General features: G+C 59.2%; 19 protein-coding genes. 17 read left to right on the top strand and 2 right to left on the bottom strand.

Annotation, left to right across the window (positions count from 1 at the left end; genetic code table 11):
* The first annotated feature begins 17 nt into the window (after positions 1-17).
* The 17 genes from Q0Z94_RS04190 (at position 18) to Q0Z94_RS04110 (ending at position 12806) form a co-directional block, all read left to right on the top strand.
* A complete protein-coding gene (locus Q0Z94_RS04190) occupies positions 18-272 on the top strand; it encodes a phosphopantetheine-binding protein (protein WP_298067768.1) in 255 nt (84 codons plus the stop codon).
* Entirely contained in the window at positions 265-1038 is a 774-nt protein-coding gene (locus Q0Z94_RS04185; protein ID WP_298067767.1) for a lysophospholipid acyltransferase family protein, read from the top strand. Before Q0Z94_RS04190 ends, Q0Z94_RS04185 begins: the two co-directional genes overlap by 8 nt.
* 18 nt (positions 1039-1056) lie before the next feature.
* Positions 1057-1470: a hypothetical protein gene (locus Q0Z94_RS04180; protein WP_298067766.1), complete on the top strand. Its 414-nt coding sequence runs from the start codon at positions 1057-1059 to the stop codon at positions 1468-1470.
* A 13-nt stretch (positions 1471-1483) separates the two neighbouring features.
* Positions 1484-1891, top strand: a complete 408-nt coding sequence (locus Q0Z94_RS04175; protein ID WP_298067765.1) for a hypothetical protein — start codon at positions 1484-1486, stop codon at positions 1889-1891.
* A gap of 11 nt (positions 1892-1902) precedes the next feature.
* Entirely contained in the window at positions 1903-2322 is a 420-nt protein-coding gene (locus Q0Z94_RS04170; protein WP_298067764.1) for a hypothetical protein, read from the top strand.
* A gap of 2 nt (positions 2323-2324) precedes the next feature.
* On the top strand, positions 2325-2930 hold the full coding sequence (locus tag Q0Z94_RS04165; RefSeq protein ID WP_298067763.1) for an outer membrane lipoprotein carrier protein LolA: 606 nt from the start codon (positions 2325-2327) through the stop codon (positions 2928-2930).
* On the top strand, positions 2927-5272 hold the full coding sequence (locus Q0Z94_RS04160; RefSeq protein ID WP_298067762.1) for an MMPL family transporter: 2346 nt from the start codon (positions 2927-2929) through the stop codon (positions 5270-5272). The genes Q0Z94_RS04165 and Q0Z94_RS04160 overlap by 4 nt, the downstream gene beginning before the upstream one ends.
* Positions 5269-5733: a hypothetical protein gene (locus Q0Z94_RS04155; protein ID WP_298067761.1), complete on the top strand. Its 465-nt coding sequence runs from the start codon at positions 5269-5271 to the stop codon at positions 5731-5733. Before Q0Z94_RS04160 ends, Q0Z94_RS04155 begins: the two co-directional genes overlap by 4 nt.
* Positions 5730-6128, top strand: coding sequence for a hypothetical protein (locus Q0Z94_RS04150; protein WP_298067760.1), 399 nt, complete (start codon positions 5730-5732; stop codon positions 6126-6128). Before Q0Z94_RS04155 ends, Q0Z94_RS04150 begins: the two co-directional genes overlap by 4 nt.
* Before the next feature lie 2 nt (positions 6129-6130).
* A complete protein-coding gene (locus Q0Z94_RS04145; RefSeq protein WP_298067759.1) occupies positions 6131-6592 on the top strand; it encodes an acyl-CoA thioesterase in 462 nt (153 codons plus the stop codon).
* Positions 6592-7779, top strand: coding sequence for a glycosyltransferase family 2 protein (locus Q0Z94_RS04140; protein WP_298067758.1), 1188 nt, complete (start codon positions 6592-6594; stop codon positions 7777-7779). The genes Q0Z94_RS04145 and Q0Z94_RS04140 overlap by 1 nt, the downstream gene beginning before the upstream one ends.
* Entirely contained in the window at positions 7758-8654 is an 897-nt protein-coding gene (locus tag Q0Z94_RS04135) for a lysophospholipid acyltransferase family protein (protein ID WP_298067757.1), read from the top strand. Before Q0Z94_RS04140 ends, Q0Z94_RS04135 begins: the two co-directional genes overlap by 22 nt.
* The gene (locus tag Q0Z94_RS04130; RefSeq protein ID WP_298067756.1) at positions 8641-8913 is read left to right on the top strand and encodes a phosphopantetheine-binding protein; all 273 of its coding nucleotides are present in this window, start codon (positions 8641-8643) and stop codon (positions 8911-8913) included. The genes Q0Z94_RS04135 and Q0Z94_RS04130 overlap by 14 nt, the downstream gene beginning before the upstream one ends.
* Positions 8906-10090: a beta-ketoacyl-[acyl-carrier-protein] synthase family protein gene (locus Q0Z94_RS04125; RefSeq protein WP_298067755.1), complete on the top strand. Its 1185-nt coding sequence runs from the start codon at positions 8906-8908 to the stop codon at positions 10088-10090. The genes Q0Z94_RS04130 and Q0Z94_RS04125 overlap by 8 nt, the downstream gene beginning before the upstream one ends.
* A complete protein-coding gene (locus Q0Z94_RS04120; protein WP_298067754.1) occupies positions 10083-10922 on the top strand; it encodes a beta-ketoacyl synthase N-terminal-like domain-containing protein in 840 nt (279 codons plus the stop codon). Before Q0Z94_RS04125 ends, Q0Z94_RS04120 begins: the two co-directional genes overlap by 8 nt.
* Positions 10919-12118 carry an AMP-binding protein gene (locus Q0Z94_RS04115; protein WP_298067753.1) on the top strand — a complete coding sequence of 400 codons (1200 nt, stop codon included), beginning with the start codon at positions 10919-10921 and terminating at the stop codon, positions 12116-12118. Before Q0Z94_RS04120 ends, Q0Z94_RS04115 begins: the two co-directional genes overlap by 4 nt.
* Before the next feature lie 91 nt (positions 12119-12209).
* The gene (locus Q0Z94_RS04110) at positions 12210-12806 is read left to right on the top strand and encodes a hypothetical protein (protein ID WP_298067752.1); all 597 of its coding nucleotides are present in this window, start codon (positions 12210-12212) and stop codon (positions 12804-12806) included.
* A 445-nt stretch (positions 12807-13251) separates the two neighbouring features.
* On the opposite strand, the gene Q0Z94_RS04105 is transcribed toward Q0Z94_RS04110, so the two are convergent.
* Both Q0Z94_RS04105 and Q0Z94_RS04100 read right to left on the bottom strand, forming a co-directional pair.
* Positions 13252-13737, bottom strand: a complete 486-nt coding sequence (locus Q0Z94_RS04105; RefSeq protein WP_298067751.1) for a DUF2569 family protein — start codon at positions 13735-13737, stop codon at positions 13252-13254.
* 3 nt (positions 13738-13740) lie between these two features.
* Positions 13741-14610 carry a hypothetical protein gene (locus Q0Z94_RS04100; protein ID WP_298067750.1) on the bottom strand — a complete coding sequence of 290 codons (870 nt, stop codon included), beginning with the start codon at positions 14608-14610 and terminating at the stop codon, positions 13741-13743.
* Positions 14611-14817 lie beyond the last annotated feature (207 nt).

Raw genomic sequence — 14817 nt, 5'->3', positions numbered from 1 at the left:
TCATCAGGAGTCTGTCCATGACCTATGAAACCATTGTCCATACTGTCAATACAGCCTTTGCCGAAGAATTCGAGGTAGCCCCTGAAAAACTTCTCCCCGAGGCTCACATCAAAAACGATCTTGGACTGGACAGTCTTGACATTGTCGACATGATCATCGTTCTCGAACAGGCTTTCAACTTCAAGCTGCAAGACAGAAGCGCTGTTGCGAACATCACTACCCTTGGCGAACTCTATGACTTCATCAGCAAACTGCAGGATCTCCATGCCTGAGATTAAAAAAACGCTCACCAGCCTCGCCTTTTTCTCCGTCCTGCTGGTCTGGTCCTGCCTGCTCGCTCCCTTCGGCTGGCTCCTTTTCCTTCTGCACAAACTCACCGGGCTTCGCAGGATACGCAGCTGGGCCAGACTTGCGGGCTGGATCTACGGGCGCAGTTCCCTGACGCTGCTCCGGCCCTTTCTGCGCGTGGTCAGCGTCCATCCCGACGAGGCCGTGGGGAAAACGCCCTGCATCATCACGGCGAACCATCAGTCCATTCTGGATCTCTACCTTCTCGGCTTCCAGAACCTGAAACAGGTCTGTCCCATAACGAAATCCTGGCCGTTCCGACTGCTGCTCCCGTTCACTCCGGTCATGCGCACCGCAGGCTACATCGAGGCGGAGGGACGCAGTCTGGAAGAAATCACTGCACTGTGCCGCGAACACATGGAAGAAGGCGCCGCTCTCGTTTTCTATCCCGAAGGGCGGCGCTCACGCACGGGGGAACTGGGCATGTTCCACGCCGGAGCCTTTCGCCTGGCTCTGGCGGAAAACCTGCCCATCGTTCCCATGGTCATCAAGAACAGCGGTTCACGGATAAAACCGGGCACCTTCCGTATGACCCCCGGCGTGATAGAGATAGAAATGCTTCCCGCCATCATGCCCTCCGCGTATGACGACTTCAGAAAGGCTCCCGTTCCGCACCGGGCATTGCTCAAGCATGTCCGCGCCTTGTATGTGGACAGCCTCACCGCCTACGCCGCGAGACACGTTCAATAACGAAAAAAGGAGACTACCATGAAACACTCTGCCGTTGCCGTTCTTCTCTGCCTTGCCTGCCTGTTCCTCGGCTGCAGCAAACCCCTGCTTACGCCGACCGAAGATTTCTCGGCCGAATTTCCTGCGGCCACCCGCGCAGATGTGCGCGAGGCCATTATCCAGGCCTGCGCCATGCGTGGCTGGGATGTCACGAAAACCAGCGATTCCCATGTCTATGCCTCCATCGCCCCGCGCTCTCACCGTGCCGAGGTGGACATTAACTACTCATCCTCCTCCGTCACCATTAACTATGTGTCCAGTTCCAACCTGGAGTACAAGGCCGGCAAGGACGGCGCCGCTCCGACCATTCACCGTGGCTATAACCGCTGGGTGAACACGCTCCTGCACGATATTCACAGCTGCCTGATGGCCAAAAAATTCAGCAAACACTAAACGGAGAAACATCATGTCCCGCACAGCAGCGTTCTTTGCCATCCTTGTCTTTCTGCTCTGCACGGCGTGTACGCGGCAACTCCAGACTCCCTCCATCGACCTCGGCGGGCAGTACGCCGAGCTTTCCCAGCAAAAAGTTCAGGAGGCCATTGTTCAGGCCTGCGCGTATGAGGGCTGGACGATCCGTGAAAAAACAGATTCCTCAGTCCACGCCGCACTTAACTGGAAGAACAAGCACTTCGTCGATGTCAGCATCCATCACGACACTCAGGGCATAACCATCGGCTATGTTGCGAGCCGCAACATGAGCTATTCCGCGGACAAGACGCCGAAGATCCACCACCAGTACAACGCCTGGGTGCAGAGCCTCGCCGATTGCATCCGCGGCTACCTCGATCTGGAAGTCTCCCAGATCAAGTGAGGGGATCCGGCATGGAAGAACGCTACCCGCTCCTGCTTCCGCACGTCCCGCCCATCCGCATGATAGACGCGCTGGACACGGTGGAAGATCTGACTTTTGCCTCGCATGTGACCATTCCGCAGGAGTCTCCCTATGTGAAGGCTGGAAAGCTCTGCCCGGAAGCCCTGCTGGAAGTCATGGCTCAATGCTTTGCCGCCGGCATGTGCTGCAAATCGGGCAAGTCGGAGCCTGACCCAGGCCACTCCTGGGGATACCTCGCCGCCATCCGCAGCTTTGCCGTAAAGAAAAGCGTCTGTGCCGGCGAACGCCTTGACGCGCGCTGCCGGATGCTCATGCGCGTCGGCTCCATCTGGGCCATAGAAGGGAACGTGCTGCGAAACGGCGAAGAAATCGCCGGCGCGCAGCTCAAACTCTATATTCCCGAGGGTTAGCCATGCGGCTTCTGGCCTGTCTCGTTCTCTCCTTCGTCTGCGCTTCGGCCTTTGCCGCAGAAAACACGGACTTGCTGCTTGAAAAAGCATCTTCGGGACTGGCCAGAACCTTCGCTTTGGAAGCGACCTTCCAGCAGCGCGCCGAATTTGCCTTCATGGACGTTCCACTCGAATCCTCCGGCAAGCTCTGCTTCTCGCTCACGGAGGGGCAGAAGTTCATCTTCTGGGAATACAGAAGTCCGGAACGTTCAGGCTTCCGCTGGCGTGACGGAACCGTCGAACTCTGGACGGGGCAGACCTCCAGACCGGCCTCGGCCTCGGAACGTCAATTTCTGAACGGCATGACGGAACAGCTCCTGCAGTGGACAGCCTTCGATCCACAGCAGCTCAAAAAACGCTACCACATTGAGCCTGGCGCTACACCCCTGAGCCTGCGTTTTATCCCCCGGGAAAAAAGCGAGCTTTTCGCAGCCATAGAGCTCACGTTTTCGCCCGACCTTGCCCGCATTGCCGAACTCAAGTTTTCCGGCCAGGAGCAGGAAGTCACCACCCTTCGCTTCAACGTCCAGAGCCAGAACAGCGCTCTTTCGGAAGATTGCCGGCGATGAACGCTCTCTGCCGGCTCTATCTGCTTCTGAAACAAGGAAGACTGCCGGTTCTGGTGCTCTTTGCCTGTGCGCTGCTTCTGGCCTCGCTGTGCCTGTCCAGACTTTCACTCAACGGCAGCAGCGCCGTCTTTCTGCCCGATACCGATGCGAACATGCGCCTGGCCGCCGAGCTGCTGGAGAAATCTCTCCTCTCCGGTCTGCTCTTCGTCGATGTGGAAGCCCCCTCCAGCGAGGCGGCCATGAACGCGGCGGACGTTCTGGAAAAACAGATGCCCCGGACAGCAGCCCGTGCCGTGCGCTTCCAGCTATCGGGCATGACCCCCCAAAGAATGCTGCGCCTGCTGCCCTCGTTTTTCAGCCCGGAGGCGGAAGCGGCGCTCACCGCCGCTCTTGAGGAATCCCACCTTCAGGAACGTCTGCACGAGGCGAAAAAAACACTTCAGGAACTGGGTGGAGTGGCCGCCATTCCCTGGATACGGGGCGACCCGCTTCGCTTTCGGGACGTTCTGACCTCGCGCCTGCCCGTTTCTTCCTCTCTCTCCTTTCTCTCCCGTCCCGTCAGCGAGGACGGAAGGCATGTCCTCCTGATCTTTCGTCCGACAGGCGGCGTCCTGGACACCTCCGGCGCAAGAATCATGCTCCAGGCAGTCCAGGAGGCCAGGCACCTGCTGAAGGAAGGCGTGACACTGCGTCTGTCCGGCGGGCCAAGGTATACCGCCGCCAACGCTGAAGCTATTGAACACGACATAGGGCGCATTGCACTCCTTTCCCTTGCGGGGCTTGGCTTCGCATACCTTGTCCTGGTGCGCTCGCGGGGTGCCTTCTGGATCTTCCTCACGCCTGTTGCGGCCACGCTTCTTGCCGCCGCCTTAACAGGTTGCGTCTGGCCCGCGGCCTCGGGGCTGGTTCTGGGCTTTGGCATGGCGCTCATGGGACTGGCGGAAGACTACGCCATACACATGCATTTCGCCCTGCGCTCCACCAGGGACAAGCAGCGCGCCTATGAAGACGTCTGTCCGCCCCTCGCACAGGGTTTTCTGCTCAACCTGTCCGGCTTTGCCGTTCTACTTCTGTCCTCGATTCCGGCCATACGGCAGATGGCTTTCTTTTCCATCGCCTCGCTGACGGCGGGCTTTCTTCTTGCCGTCCTGATCCTGCCTTTCCTCCCCGGCTTTTCCACGCCGGAACGCCTGGCCGCGCCCATCGTGCGGCAGGGAGGACGTCAGGCGGCCCTAGCACGAGGCCTTGCGGTATGCGCCGCGCTTCTTGGCGTCTGTTTTCTCCTGTTCGAAGGGATGCGCGCCGACTTCTCTCCCCAGGCTCTCAGTGCCGGTGCGCAGACCATTGCCCGCGATGCCGCGGCGCTGCGCAGCCTGTGGAAGCTGGATTCCGGCATGAACGTACTCTTCTCCGCGAATTCTCGCGAAGAAGTGCTGCGCATGGGAAACCGCTGTGCCGGCATACTGCGCGAAAATGGCTGGCAGGACGTGAGAACCCCTTCGGACTTTCTGCTTCCTGAAAAAGAAGCGGCGGACAACTGCGCACGCTGGAAGCGCTGGCTGGGCCAAAACGCCCCCCTGCTCCAAACGCGTCTTGCCAGGACCGCGAGCCTTGAACACTTCAGGGAAGACGCCTTCCGTCCCTTCTTCGAGGCACTTGAGCAAAGCGTTTCCCCCCTGAACCTCGACTCCCCCATCCTGCAGGAACTGGGACTTCGGGATGTACTCGCGATGACCCTGTTCGAACGGGGGCGGACGCACTGCCTGCTGCTTTCCTGCACGGCTCCCACAGCCGCGGAAAACACGGAAGCGGCACTCGCCGCCGCCCTGCCCCAGGAAGACCGCGCCCACGCCTTCGTCTTTTCGCCGCGGCTTCTGGAAACGGATATTTCCGTGTGCTTCCGCCAGGAAAGAAATCTGCTTTTGCCGGCGGCACTGCTGGCGCTCATGCTGCTCGTGCTTTTCCTGCGCCGCCCGGCCAGAGTCCTCGCGGCCTGCACACCCCCGCTTTTGAGCCTTGCCGCGGTTCTTGCCGCGCTCCGCCTTACCGGGCTGCCACTCAATCTGGCCTCCCTGTCGGCACTGCCCATCGTTGTCGGGCTGGCCCTCGACCACGGCGTCATGGTGACGCACGCGCTGGAGTTTGGCCAGGACCTTGGCACACGCCGGGCCGTCGTACTTTCCTCGCTCACGGCGTTCATGAGTATGGGCCTGCTCGCCTTCTCCGAACACCCCGCACTGCGCTCCATGGGCTGTGTCATCTTTTCCGGTCTCACGGCGGAGCTGGCGGCTGCGCTCTGGCTCATTCCGCTTCTTTACCCTCACTCCCGGCCAAAGGCATGAAAACATTCTGGCTGCTCCTTCTCCTTCTGGCTCTGCCGCTCTCCTGTTCGCGAAATGCGGCACTGCCCGCCGATCCGGGCTTTTCCTTCCTTACCTTTGCCGGAACTGCTCTGCACCCAGACGCGGCACTGCCTATTCAGGGCGCGCTGAAGTGGGAAAACGGAACGCTGAAAATTGTTCTTATGGCACAGCAGGGGATACTTCTCGGATGCGGCGTCCTGGACGCCGGCACGGGAAAGGTACGGGTTCTCTTTTCCCGCAGACCCTTTGCAGGCTCACTTCTCAAGAAGACAGGGGCCGAACTTGCCGCCGTTCTGCCCTGTCTGAAGGCGATCCGCAGCGGACAGGACGCTTCCCGTATTGATTTTCCGGCAAACTGGGAGTATCAAAAAAAACTTGGCGTCTTTTTCCATCACGATGCGGAAAAAGAGCTGTCCCTTGCTCTGGAGAATATTCAATGACTCTGTCTCTTGAAGAAGCCCTGCACAACGCCGGCCTTCCGGCGGAACGCAAAGAAGACGGTCACTGGGAAAAGCGTTTCTTTTTCGGGGAAGACTTTCTGGGCTTTGCCGGCCATTTTCCCGGCCATCCCGTGCTTCCGGCCATGACCCAGCTGACCATGGTACGGCTGCTTCTTCAGGAAGCCATCGGCTCACAGGAAGCCTCCTGCTCTGTGGATGCCCTGAACGTTGCCTCTGCCAAGTACATGCGTCCCATACTTCCCGGGCAGCCGCTTGTCGTGTGCCTCCGCACCGGCACATCCGGCAGGCTCCTCGCCGAAATCCACGTTCTGGACGAGGAAGGCAGCCACCTCGCCTCTTCCATGCAGATTTCCCCTGTCAGCTTCGGAGAGTGACCGTGCGCAATACCCGGAGACTGCTCAATCCCGACGGCATCCTCCCGCTTGAAACGGTCAGCGAACGCAGGGTGCGCTTTGAAGAACTCGACCCCATGGGTATCGTGTGGCACGGCCGCTACGCAAGCTGGCTGGAAGATGGCCGCGAAGAGCTGGGGCGGCGCTACGGCATCTCCTATCTTGCCTTTTACGAACATGGCTGCGTGACGCCTGTTAAAACCTTCTCTCTGGACTATATCCGGCCCCTGCGCCACGACCAGACGTACCGCATTCATACAAGCCTGCTCTGGTCCGAAGCCGCGCACCTGGACTTTCGCTATACCATCACCGATGCCGGGGGTGAGGTTATGACGCAAGGGGAGACCACGCAGCTTTTCATGACGCTTGAGGGAAAGCTCCTGCTGGAACCACCCGCCTTCTATCGCAGTTTCCTCCTGAAGTGGAAACACGGAGACTTTTTCTGATGCCGTCTGTCCGCTGTTGTGTGCTTATCCCCGTCTATAATCACGGACGCACCCTGCGGGAGGTCACCGCCTCGGCGCTGCAGTTCACGGACAGTGTCCTCGTGGTGGACGACGGCTCCACGGATGGCGGCCCCGCCACGCTGCAGGGCCTCCCCGTGACACTGATCTCCTTGCCGCAGAACCAGGGCAAGGGCGCTGCCATACTGCGCGGAGCAGAAGAAGCGCGCAGACTGGGCTATACCCACGTCATCGTCATGGACGCCGACGGCCAGCACAAGGCCGAAGACCTGCCGGCCTTCTTTGCCGCCGTGGAGGAAGATCCCTGCGCCCTCATCATCGGCGCAAGAAACTTCAATGTGCCCGGCGTTCCCGGAAGTTCGCGGTTTGGCCGCAAATTTTCAGGGTTCTGGATGTTCCTGCAAACGGGTGTCCCCGTCTCGGACATGCAGAGCGGCTTCCGAGCCTACCCCTTGCAGCTGCTTCAGGCGGTGCGCTGTTCGGAAACACGCTATTCCTTCGAAGTGGAAATCGCCGTCCGTTCTGCATGGGCGGGTTTTGCCATCAAGGAAATCCCGGTGAGCGTCTACTACCCGCCCCGCGGCGAGCGCGTATCCCACTTCAGGGCCGTGGCGGACAATATCCGCATTTCTCTGTTGAATACCCGCCTGACCGTGCGCGCCCTCATGCCCGTTCCCTTCCGCAGGCAGGCTCTGGAAGTGGAAGGACTGAGCCTGCTCCGTCCCGGACATGCCTTCCGAACCCTGTGCGCCGCCGCCTCGCCGCGTCAGCTTGCCGCTTCCACGGCCTGGTCCCTCTTCCTTTCCACACTCCCCCTTCCCGGGCTGCAAACCCTGCTTCTGCTCTTCACCATCGGCCGCCGGCGGCTGAACAGGCTTTGCGCCCTGCTCATGATGCCGCTCACCTGGCCGCCCTTTGTGCCCGGGCTGGCCGTTCTGCTGGGCTATCGCATTATCCACGGCGCATGGCTCACGGAGTTCACGATCCAAACTCTGGGCTATGAGGCTGGCTACCGCTTTCTGGACTGGATGGCCGGCAGTCTGTTCCTGGCACCGCTGCTGGCCTCCGTGGGGGGCGCTCTTGTCTTTGCCGCCGCATCCTGTTTCGCGCTTCTCCGGCGCCCCGGCGCTGAACGGAGGGACACGTCATGTGGTCCAGCAAAAGTCTAGGCTCCTCCCTCCAACACGCCTTTTTCCGCGGCCTCGTGCGCCTGCACCTCTCCTCGGCCGCACGCCTTCTGCTCTATCCGGTGTCCTTCTACTACGCGCTTCGCCCCGACATCCGAAAACGCTACCGCCCCTATCTCCGTCATCGCTTCGCCTCAAGTTCTTCCCGGCAGGATCTGTTCCGAACCGCTGCCGCCTATAAAAATTTTGCCGACGTACTTCTGGATCGCATGATCGCAGGCTGCGGCGGCTCCATCGCCATCCGGCAGAACCCTGACACGCTCGCCTCGCTGCGAACCGCCCTTGCCGAAGGGCACGGCTGTCTGCTGGTCAGCGCGCATTTCGGGAGCTGGCAGCTCGGGCTGATGGGACTCGAAGTCCTTGGCCGCCCCATAGCCCTGCTTCAGTTTGTGGACAGGGAAGATGTGGACAGACACTATTTCGAATCCGGCGGAAAAAAGCACGAGGTGAGCGTCATCAACAGCCGCGATGGCATGGCCTCCGTCATCAAGGTCTGCGGCATCCTCAGAAACAACGGTATCGTCTGCATGATGGGCGACCGCATGACGCCCCAGGACAAGGAATATGTCACTGCCGATTTTCTGGGTGCCCCCATCCGGCTCCCTGCCGCGCCGTATATCCTCGCTTCACTCACCGGCGCGCCTCTCGTCCACACCTTCAGCATACGGTGCAAGGGAGAAATCCGCGGCCTTGCGGGAACGCTGACGCGAGTGCCCAAAGGCATACGCCGCGACCGCGAAGGGCTTCGTACTCTGGCGCAGGCGTTCCTTGCGCAGGTGGAAGAGCTTACGGAGCGCTATCCTTTCCATTTCTTCAACTTTTATGACATGTGGGAGCCTGTGCATGGACAAGACTGAACTCATAAACGATCTGAAACAAAGCATTCTTGCCGCGCTTCCGCTTGAAGACCTGACGGAAAGCGATATTCAGGCGGATACTCCGCTCTTCGAGAAGGACGGACTGGGGCTTGATTCCCTGGACGCTGTGGAACTGGTGGTTGTTCTGGAAAAGCGGTACGGCGTCGTTATCCATGATGCCGATGCCGCACGGGAAATTTTTAAAACACTCTCTTCCCTGGCGGATTTTATCCTCTCCCAGAAGAAAGACCATGCCTAAGGAAGAACCTGTCGCCATCACCGGCATGGGCGCAGTCTGCGCTCTGGGAATGAACGTTGCGGACATCGAGCGCGGTCTCTACGGGCAGGAGCGCTTGCTCTCCCCCGCCGCGGCGCTCTCCGCCTCCGCGCTTCCTTTCCCTTTCTACCGTGTGCCGGATGCCGTATGGCAGCAGGAAGGACGCAAGGGCAGCGCCGCCGACACGCTGCGCCTGGGACTGCTCGCGGCCAGGGAGGCCATGACGCAGGCGCAGTGGACAGATACCCGTACCATGGCCGTCATCGCAGGCACCACCTCCGGCACGGCGCTGCATTTTCTGGAAGGCTACCGCAACCGGCACACCGCTGACCACTGCAGCGAAGACTGCGCCGACTATCTCGCCTGCAACCCGGCGCTGGTTCTGGGCGAAACCTTCCACGCGCACGGCCCCCCGCTGACGATCTCCAACGCCTGCACGTCCGGAGCCGACGCCATTGGCATGGGCGCGGATCTCATACGCAGCGCACGGGCAGATGCCGTTCTCTGCGGCGGCATGGACGCGCTCAGTCTGGTTCCGCATACAGGCTTCGCCCGGCTTATGGTGTACGACGACGCTCCCTGCCGCCCCTTTGACGCCCACCGCAAGGGGCTCAATCTCGGAGAGGGTGCCGCCTTTCTCTGCCTCGAATCCGCAAAGAACGCCGAACGCCGCGGCGCCGCGATCCTGGGCTACGTCCTGGGCTACGGCGCGCACAGCGACGCCTATCATTTTACTGCGCCCCATCCTGAAGGAGCCGGACTTGAGAAGGCCCTCGATGACGCTCTGGCGCAGGCCGGCGCACAGGCTGCGGATCTGGCCTTCGTCAACGTTCACGGCACGGGCACAAGGGAAAACGACCAGATCGAAGGCAAAACCCTCGCACGCCTCCTGCCGGGCGTTCCTCTCTGGGCCAGCAAGCCTCTTACCGGTCACACCCTCGGCGCCGCAGGAGCGCTGGAAGCCGTGTTCACCCTGACAGCTCTTACCCGGGCCTGCGTTCCGGCCAGCCTGGGCTTCACCGAACAGGATCCGGAAATCGGCGTCTCCCCTCCTGGCAGCGCTCTCGCCATCACAAAACGCCTGGCGCTCTCCACGTCGCTGGGCTTTGGGGGAAGCAACGCCGCGCTGGCGCTGGCCGCAGGGAGTTTCCATGACTGATCGTTCCCTGTTCCCCGTCATTACCGGAAGCGGTTTTTTTCATGCTGCGGATGAAAAGGACACGCTTCTGGCAGAACACGGCCTGGTCTCTCCGGCCAGTCTCGATGAGGCGCTGTCCGCTCATTTTCCCAAGGGCAGCCTGCGCCGGGTTCCCCTCTACGCGCGCACCGGCCTTTACGCCGCAGTTTCGGCACTCTCTGAAGCGAAGCGTTTCCCCTGCCCCGAAAACACGGGGATCGTCGTCGGCTCCTTCTTCGGCTGCCAGAAGACGTCCTTCGACTTCATGGATTCCATCCTGAACGACGGACCCCGCCTTTCCTCGCCGCTGGCCTTTTCCCACGCGGTCAGCAACATGGCCGCCGGACTGCTCAGTCTGCTGCTCCATACCACAGGCCCGGCGTTCACCGTCAACGATCAGGAGCTGTCCTTTGCCGGAGCGCTGGAAATCGGACTCAGCCTCCTGAACAGCGCCCGCTGCGACAGTGTGCTGGTGGGCGCCCTCGATGAAGCCGATCCCCGCCTGCACGAAGTCTTCCCCGCTCTGCCCATGGCTTCCGGCAGCTTTTTCGTCTGTCTCGAACGCCGCAGTCAGGGCATACGGGCCGAAGTGCAGTGGGATGTGCAAAACCCGTCTTCACTCGTCCTCGTTCATGGCCCCTCCGGAACGCTCCCTCTTTCCCCGGGTGTGCCGCAAAATTCCGCCCTGGCGCAAGCCTTCGGCTGCGCACTTGCACTGGCACACCTGAAGCGGGATGCCGTCTCAGCGGACATCTCTCAGAAGTCCACCCGTGTCCGCCGTTCGGCCCTCATCCGGCTGGAAAAACTCTCATGACCTCTCCGTTGCCCTCTCTTGACGCTCCCGCTTTCCTCGACCTCATGCAGTCCTTGTTGCTGCACCACAGCCGGAGCGGAAATCCCTTTCCCGTCCCTCACAGGGAACGCGCCGCCTTCGGGGAAAAACGCTGCTTCGAGCTTTGCAGTCCCGATGTCTGGAAGGCTGCGGCGCACGACCTTGTGACCATGTTCATGCTGAGCGAAACTCCCGAAATGGACGGCATTCTCGGCCTTCACCCGGATCTTCCCATGCGGGAAAGGGCGGAACAGCTCTGCACACTCTGGCGCCATGGCCCGCGAAACATCGCCTTCTCCACCTCGGGCTCTACCGGCATACCCCGCCTCTGTGTCCACAGCGAAGCGGATCTCCAGCAGGAAGCGCTCTGCCTCAAGGACATGCTCGCAGGGAAAAAAGCCTTCTTGTCCACCGTACCGCCGCACCATCTCTACGGTTTTACGTTCGGCCTGTACCTTCCTCTCCTCTGCGGCGTTCCCGTTGAGCGCACCCTGCCGCTCTCCTCGCTGGTCGTCTCCAAAATCCGGAAGGATCAGGCTGTCGTGGGGGTTCCGCTTCTCTGGGACGCCGTCGCCAGGGGCCATGCCGAACCCGCACCCCCAAACGTCACACTGCTCAGCGCCTCAGCCCCCGTGCGCCCTGAAACCTTGTCCGCTCTGGAAAGGCGCGGCTACGCCCTGCTGGATATTTTCGGCTCCTCTGAAACCGGCGTAATAGGAATACGCCATCACCCAGGCGATCCCTACCGGCTCCTGCCCTATTTCAGGCGGGGCACGGAAGGCCAGGAACTTTTGCGCACTCTGCCCGATGGCAGCCTCGCCGTCTGTCCGCTCATGGACGTACTGCGCTGGGAGAACGCCCGTGAATTCCATCCGGAAGGGCGCAAAGACCACGCGGTTCAGGTGGGGGGCGTCAATGTCTATCCGGCTCTCGTCGAGCGGCGTCTGCGACTGCTCCCCGGCGTCGCGGCTTGTGCCGTGCGCCTGACAAAGCACGGGGAAGACAGCCGGCTCAAGGCGTTTATCGTCATGGAAAAAGGCGTTGAGGAAGCCGCTCTGCGCAAGGAACTCAGGGACTTTCTGCAAACTCTGCCCCCGGAAGAACGCCCTGTGCAACTCAGCTTCGGCACGGAGCTTCCCCGAAACGCCATGGGCAAGCTGTGCGACTGGCAGCCCTGAGTCTGAGGCGTTTCCGGCTCTGTTCCCGCTCCTTGTTTACAAAAAGCCGCTTCCAGGATAGGCTCAAAGCACTGCAGAACGGAGACTGTGCATGAAACACCGCCTTTTCGCCCTGTGCCTTCTCTGCCTTCTGGCCATTGGCCTCACGGAAGGCTGCACAACCCGCGTTGATTCCGACTATTATCAATATCTGGAAAACAATCATTCTCAAGTAGTATACCCGCACATCGCAGCCGTCTTCGGATATGGATTTTCTCCAAAAGTATATCAGGAGGAAGACAGAATATACTCTTTCATGGGAGGGATTTTTAATCTATGGGATATAAATATGTATACCATTCTTTCGGAAACTTTCAAATCGGAAGACTTTCAAAATATCTTTATCAAATTACACAGAAATGACTTTGAAAGAAACAAAATTATGATAGATGACGTTGCCTATGAATTTAAAAATTGCAGGGCGTATATTAATATGAGGATAGAGACGATTTTAAACGGCAAAACAAAAATAGTGAAGGAATACCATGCCGAAGGCAGACCTCAGCGCGGCAAAATGTACTGGGGGAAAACTTTTGCCATGAAGAACGCCATCCAGCAGTCCACCAAAACGGCGCTGGACAGCCTTTTCCTGCAATACTTCACAGATCTCTCCGCCTGGTGGCGCAAAAGACCAGCGCAAGGCAAGTAGTGCCATCCTTAGATAATCATCCATAAAAAGCTTCCCCTCGCCGCTTCTGTGCCGTTTGTGACCCTGCACGGAAAAAGGGAAAGTTGGAAGAGGGTGTCCCCCGCGGGTTCCTCCAGCAACCATTCCCTTGAGACTGCAAACCTACCCTTTCAGGGAAAGCATAGACAGCCCTTTTTCCGTACCCTCTGCCTTCCGCCACGGGGAGAGGGAGAGGTGTGGTGGGGCAAGCCGCAACCTCCATCTGGCGGCGAGTGATGGAACCATGCTTCGGAAATCTTTCTTCAGCGGCTCAGCGCTCCGGCGACCGTCTGCGAAGAGGATTAACGAGAACAGGGTATGCGGACGCATACCCTGTTCTCACATAATTTTCGGGATTCCGTGCCGGGGACGCCGGAAAGTCAGCTCTGGTCTTTTCCTTCCCCTTCCTTCCCTTCCTTACCCTTCCTTACCTTTCTTCGGGCCAGGTGTTCCGGACCCGCAGCGAAACTTTGAAGTACCAGTACCATATCCCGGCCACGAGAAAGGAGCTGACGATATTCGCAACATTCGGCATATCGTAGGCCGCGGCGAGTATCGCCGCAAGTCCGGCTCCGGGAATCTTCATGAACAGGGCGAGGGAAAAGATGAAGGGAAGCAGGGCGTTGACTATCGGACTGAGGAGAATGACCTTACGGATCCTGGAAACAGCGCCCCTGCGCAACCGGATCAGCTCATACAGTGCCCTGGCGTAGACCAGCCCCCACACGATGGTGATGAACAGCGTCGAGAGGACAGGCAGAAGCAGCTCCGGAGAACTCATGATCAGCAGAACATCCTGAATGCTGCTCACGAGCATGACCACCAGCGCCAGGGAGGAGAGCACGACATAGCACAGCAGCCATCCGCCTATGCCCTGAACCGGCGGGCGTTTTTCGTCATCTGTATCCTGCATGTTCTACTTCCCCTTCTTTTTGTGGGTTTCCTTTTCCAGTTGAAACACAGTAGAGCGCGTTACCTGAGCATTTATAACCTTGCTCCACACCATTCTGTTGGTCAATCTTCCAATGCTCTGTGTTCTGACGAAATCCACATGTTCAGAAAAAATGTCCAAATTGCGTTTGAATCTTTGATCAAGCTGATTCTCGCCAGCGTATTCCTTGCGCAGCTGGACTAGTTTGTCGGAGACGTCCTTTTTGGGATATTCTGCGATTTCCTTTACACTGAGGCGATAAAAATCCGTAGACCTTTCAAGGTTTTTATAATATTCAAGAATCTGATCTTTGTAAGATTTTTCCTTTTCGGCAGAGAGTTTAACCTTCTTTTTCAGATCGTCGAGCCAAACAGTCAACTGATAGCAGCGAAAGGCAATATTGGACAGGGAATCCGCCTTATACACTGCCGCACGCAGAGCCCCCAGAAGGTTTTCGTCTTTTTCCCGGGCAAGCGAAGCATTCAGCCCCCTGAGCAGTTCGCGAAGCTGATCGAGGTTGCTCTTCATGAACGGAGAAGCCGTTGCCGCATAGATCTTTTCCAGTTCCTGAAGCGGATCGCCGTTCGGATCCAGAGAGACCAGGCGCTCTCTTCCCGGTTTTGTTCGGGCTTCTCCGGTCTGGAGGCCGGGCTGCTCCTGCCCTGAAAGCGTGGGCGCTCCTTCCGCCGGCTGTGCCGGCCCCTGAGCAGTGCTTATGCCGCCGCTCAGACTTTTTTCATCCTCAAGGATACGGTTCGAGCGGGCGGCGCCGGGAACATTGATCGAGGCAAGCACGAGTCTGGCACCCATTTTACGCGTACTGTACGGGGAGAACGGAGCCTCCTTTTTAAACATAGACACTTCTTCCCGCTTCCCCGGGTAGACGTCTTTTTCCTCGGAGTCGAGAAAGCTGCCACCCTTCATGAGAAAGCCGCCTTCCGAGCCGTGGAAGCGGGAAAAGCGGCGTCCACCTACGCTGTCGGAGAGAGAGTATCACTTTAATAATGATAAAAGTTCTTCGATCTTGCCGTTAACGCGAAATCGCTGAAACAACGCCAGAGA

Origin of the sequence: uncultured Mailhella sp. (assembly GCF_947631555.1) — a bacterium.
In the GTDB taxonomy this organism is placed as follows: Bacteria; Desulfobacterota; Desulfovibrionia; order Desulfovibrionales; family Desulfovibrionaceae; genus Mailhella.
Note: the sequence above shows the minus strand (reverse complement) of the source record. Positions and strands in the feature narration are given on the sequence as shown.

What these genes read in the sequence shown, in the direction of transcription:
- Q0Z94_RS04190 (WP_298067768.1), top strand. Translation starts at nt 18, where the DNA reads ATGACCTATGAAACCATTGTCCATACTGTCAATACAGCCTTTGCCGAA.
- Q0Z94_RS04185 (WP_298067767.1), top strand. Translation starts at nt 265, where the DNA reads ATGCCTGAGATTAAAAAAACGCTCACCAGCCTCGCCTTTTTCTCCGTC.
- Q0Z94_RS04180 (WP_298067766.1), top strand. Translation starts at nt 1,057, where the DNA reads ATGAAACACTCTGCCGTTGCCGTTCTTCTCTGCCTTGCCTGCCTGTTC.
- Q0Z94_RS04175 (WP_298067765.1), top strand. Translation starts at nt 1,484, where the DNA reads ATGTCCCGCACAGCAGCGTTCTTTGCCATCCTTGTCTTTCTGCTCTGC.
- Q0Z94_RS04170 (WP_298067764.1), top strand. Translation starts at nt 1,903, where the DNA reads ATGGAAGAACGCTACCCGCTCCTGCTTCCGCACGTCCCGCCCATCCGC.
- Q0Z94_RS04165 (WP_298067763.1), top strand. Translation starts at nt 2,325, where the DNA reads ATGCGGCTTCTGGCCTGTCTCGTTCTCTCCTTCGTCTGCGCTTCGGCC.
- Q0Z94_RS04160 (WP_298067762.1), top strand. Translation starts at nt 2,927, where the DNA reads ATGAACGCTCTCTGCCGGCTCTATCTGCTTCTGAAACAAGGAAGACTG.
- Q0Z94_RS04155 (WP_298067761.1), top strand. Translation starts at nt 5,269, where the DNA reads ATGAAAACATTCTGGCTGCTCCTTCTCCTTCTGGCTCTGCCGCTCTCC.
- Q0Z94_RS04150 (WP_298067760.1), top strand. Translation starts at nt 5,730, where the DNA reads ATGACTCTGTCTCTTGAAGAAGCCCTGCACAACGCCGGCCTTCCGGCG.
- Q0Z94_RS04140 (WP_298067758.1), top strand. Translation starts at nt 6,592, where the DNA reads ATGCCGTCTGTCCGCTGTTGTGTGCTTATCCCCGTCTATAATCACGGA.
- Q0Z94_RS04135 (WP_298067757.1), top strand. Translation starts at nt 7,758, where the DNA reads ATGTGGTCCAGCAAAAGTCTAGGCTCCTCCCTCCAACACGCCTTTTTC.
- Q0Z94_RS04130 (WP_298067756.1), top strand. Translation starts at nt 8,641, where the DNA reads ATGGACAAGACTGAACTCATAAACGATCTGAAACAAAGCATTCTTGCC.
- Q0Z94_RS04125 (WP_298067755.1), top strand. Translation starts at nt 8,906, where the DNA reads ATGCCTAAGGAAGAACCTGTCGCCATCACCGGCATGGGCGCAGTCTGC.
- Q0Z94_RS04120 (WP_298067754.1), top strand. Translation starts at nt 10,083, where the DNA reads ATGACTGATCGTTCCCTGTTCCCCGTCATTACCGGAAGCGGTTTTTTT.
- Q0Z94_RS04115 (WP_298067753.1), top strand. Translation starts at nt 10,919, where the DNA reads ATGACCTCTCCGTTGCCCTCTCTTGACGCTCCCGCTTTCCTCGACCTC.
- Q0Z94_RS04110 (WP_298067752.1), top strand. Translation starts at nt 12,210, where the DNA reads ATGAAACACCGCCTTTTCGCCCTGTGCCTTCTCTGCCTTCTGGCCATT.
- Q0Z94_RS04105 (WP_298067751.1), bottom strand. Translation starts at nt 13,737, where the DNA reads ATGCAGGATACAGATGACGAAAAACGCCCGCCGGTTCAGGGCATAGGC.
- Q0Z94_RS04100 (WP_298067750.1), bottom strand. Translation starts at nt 14,610, where the DNA reads ATGTTTAAAAAGGAGGCTCCGTTCTCCCCGTACAGTACGCGTAAAATG.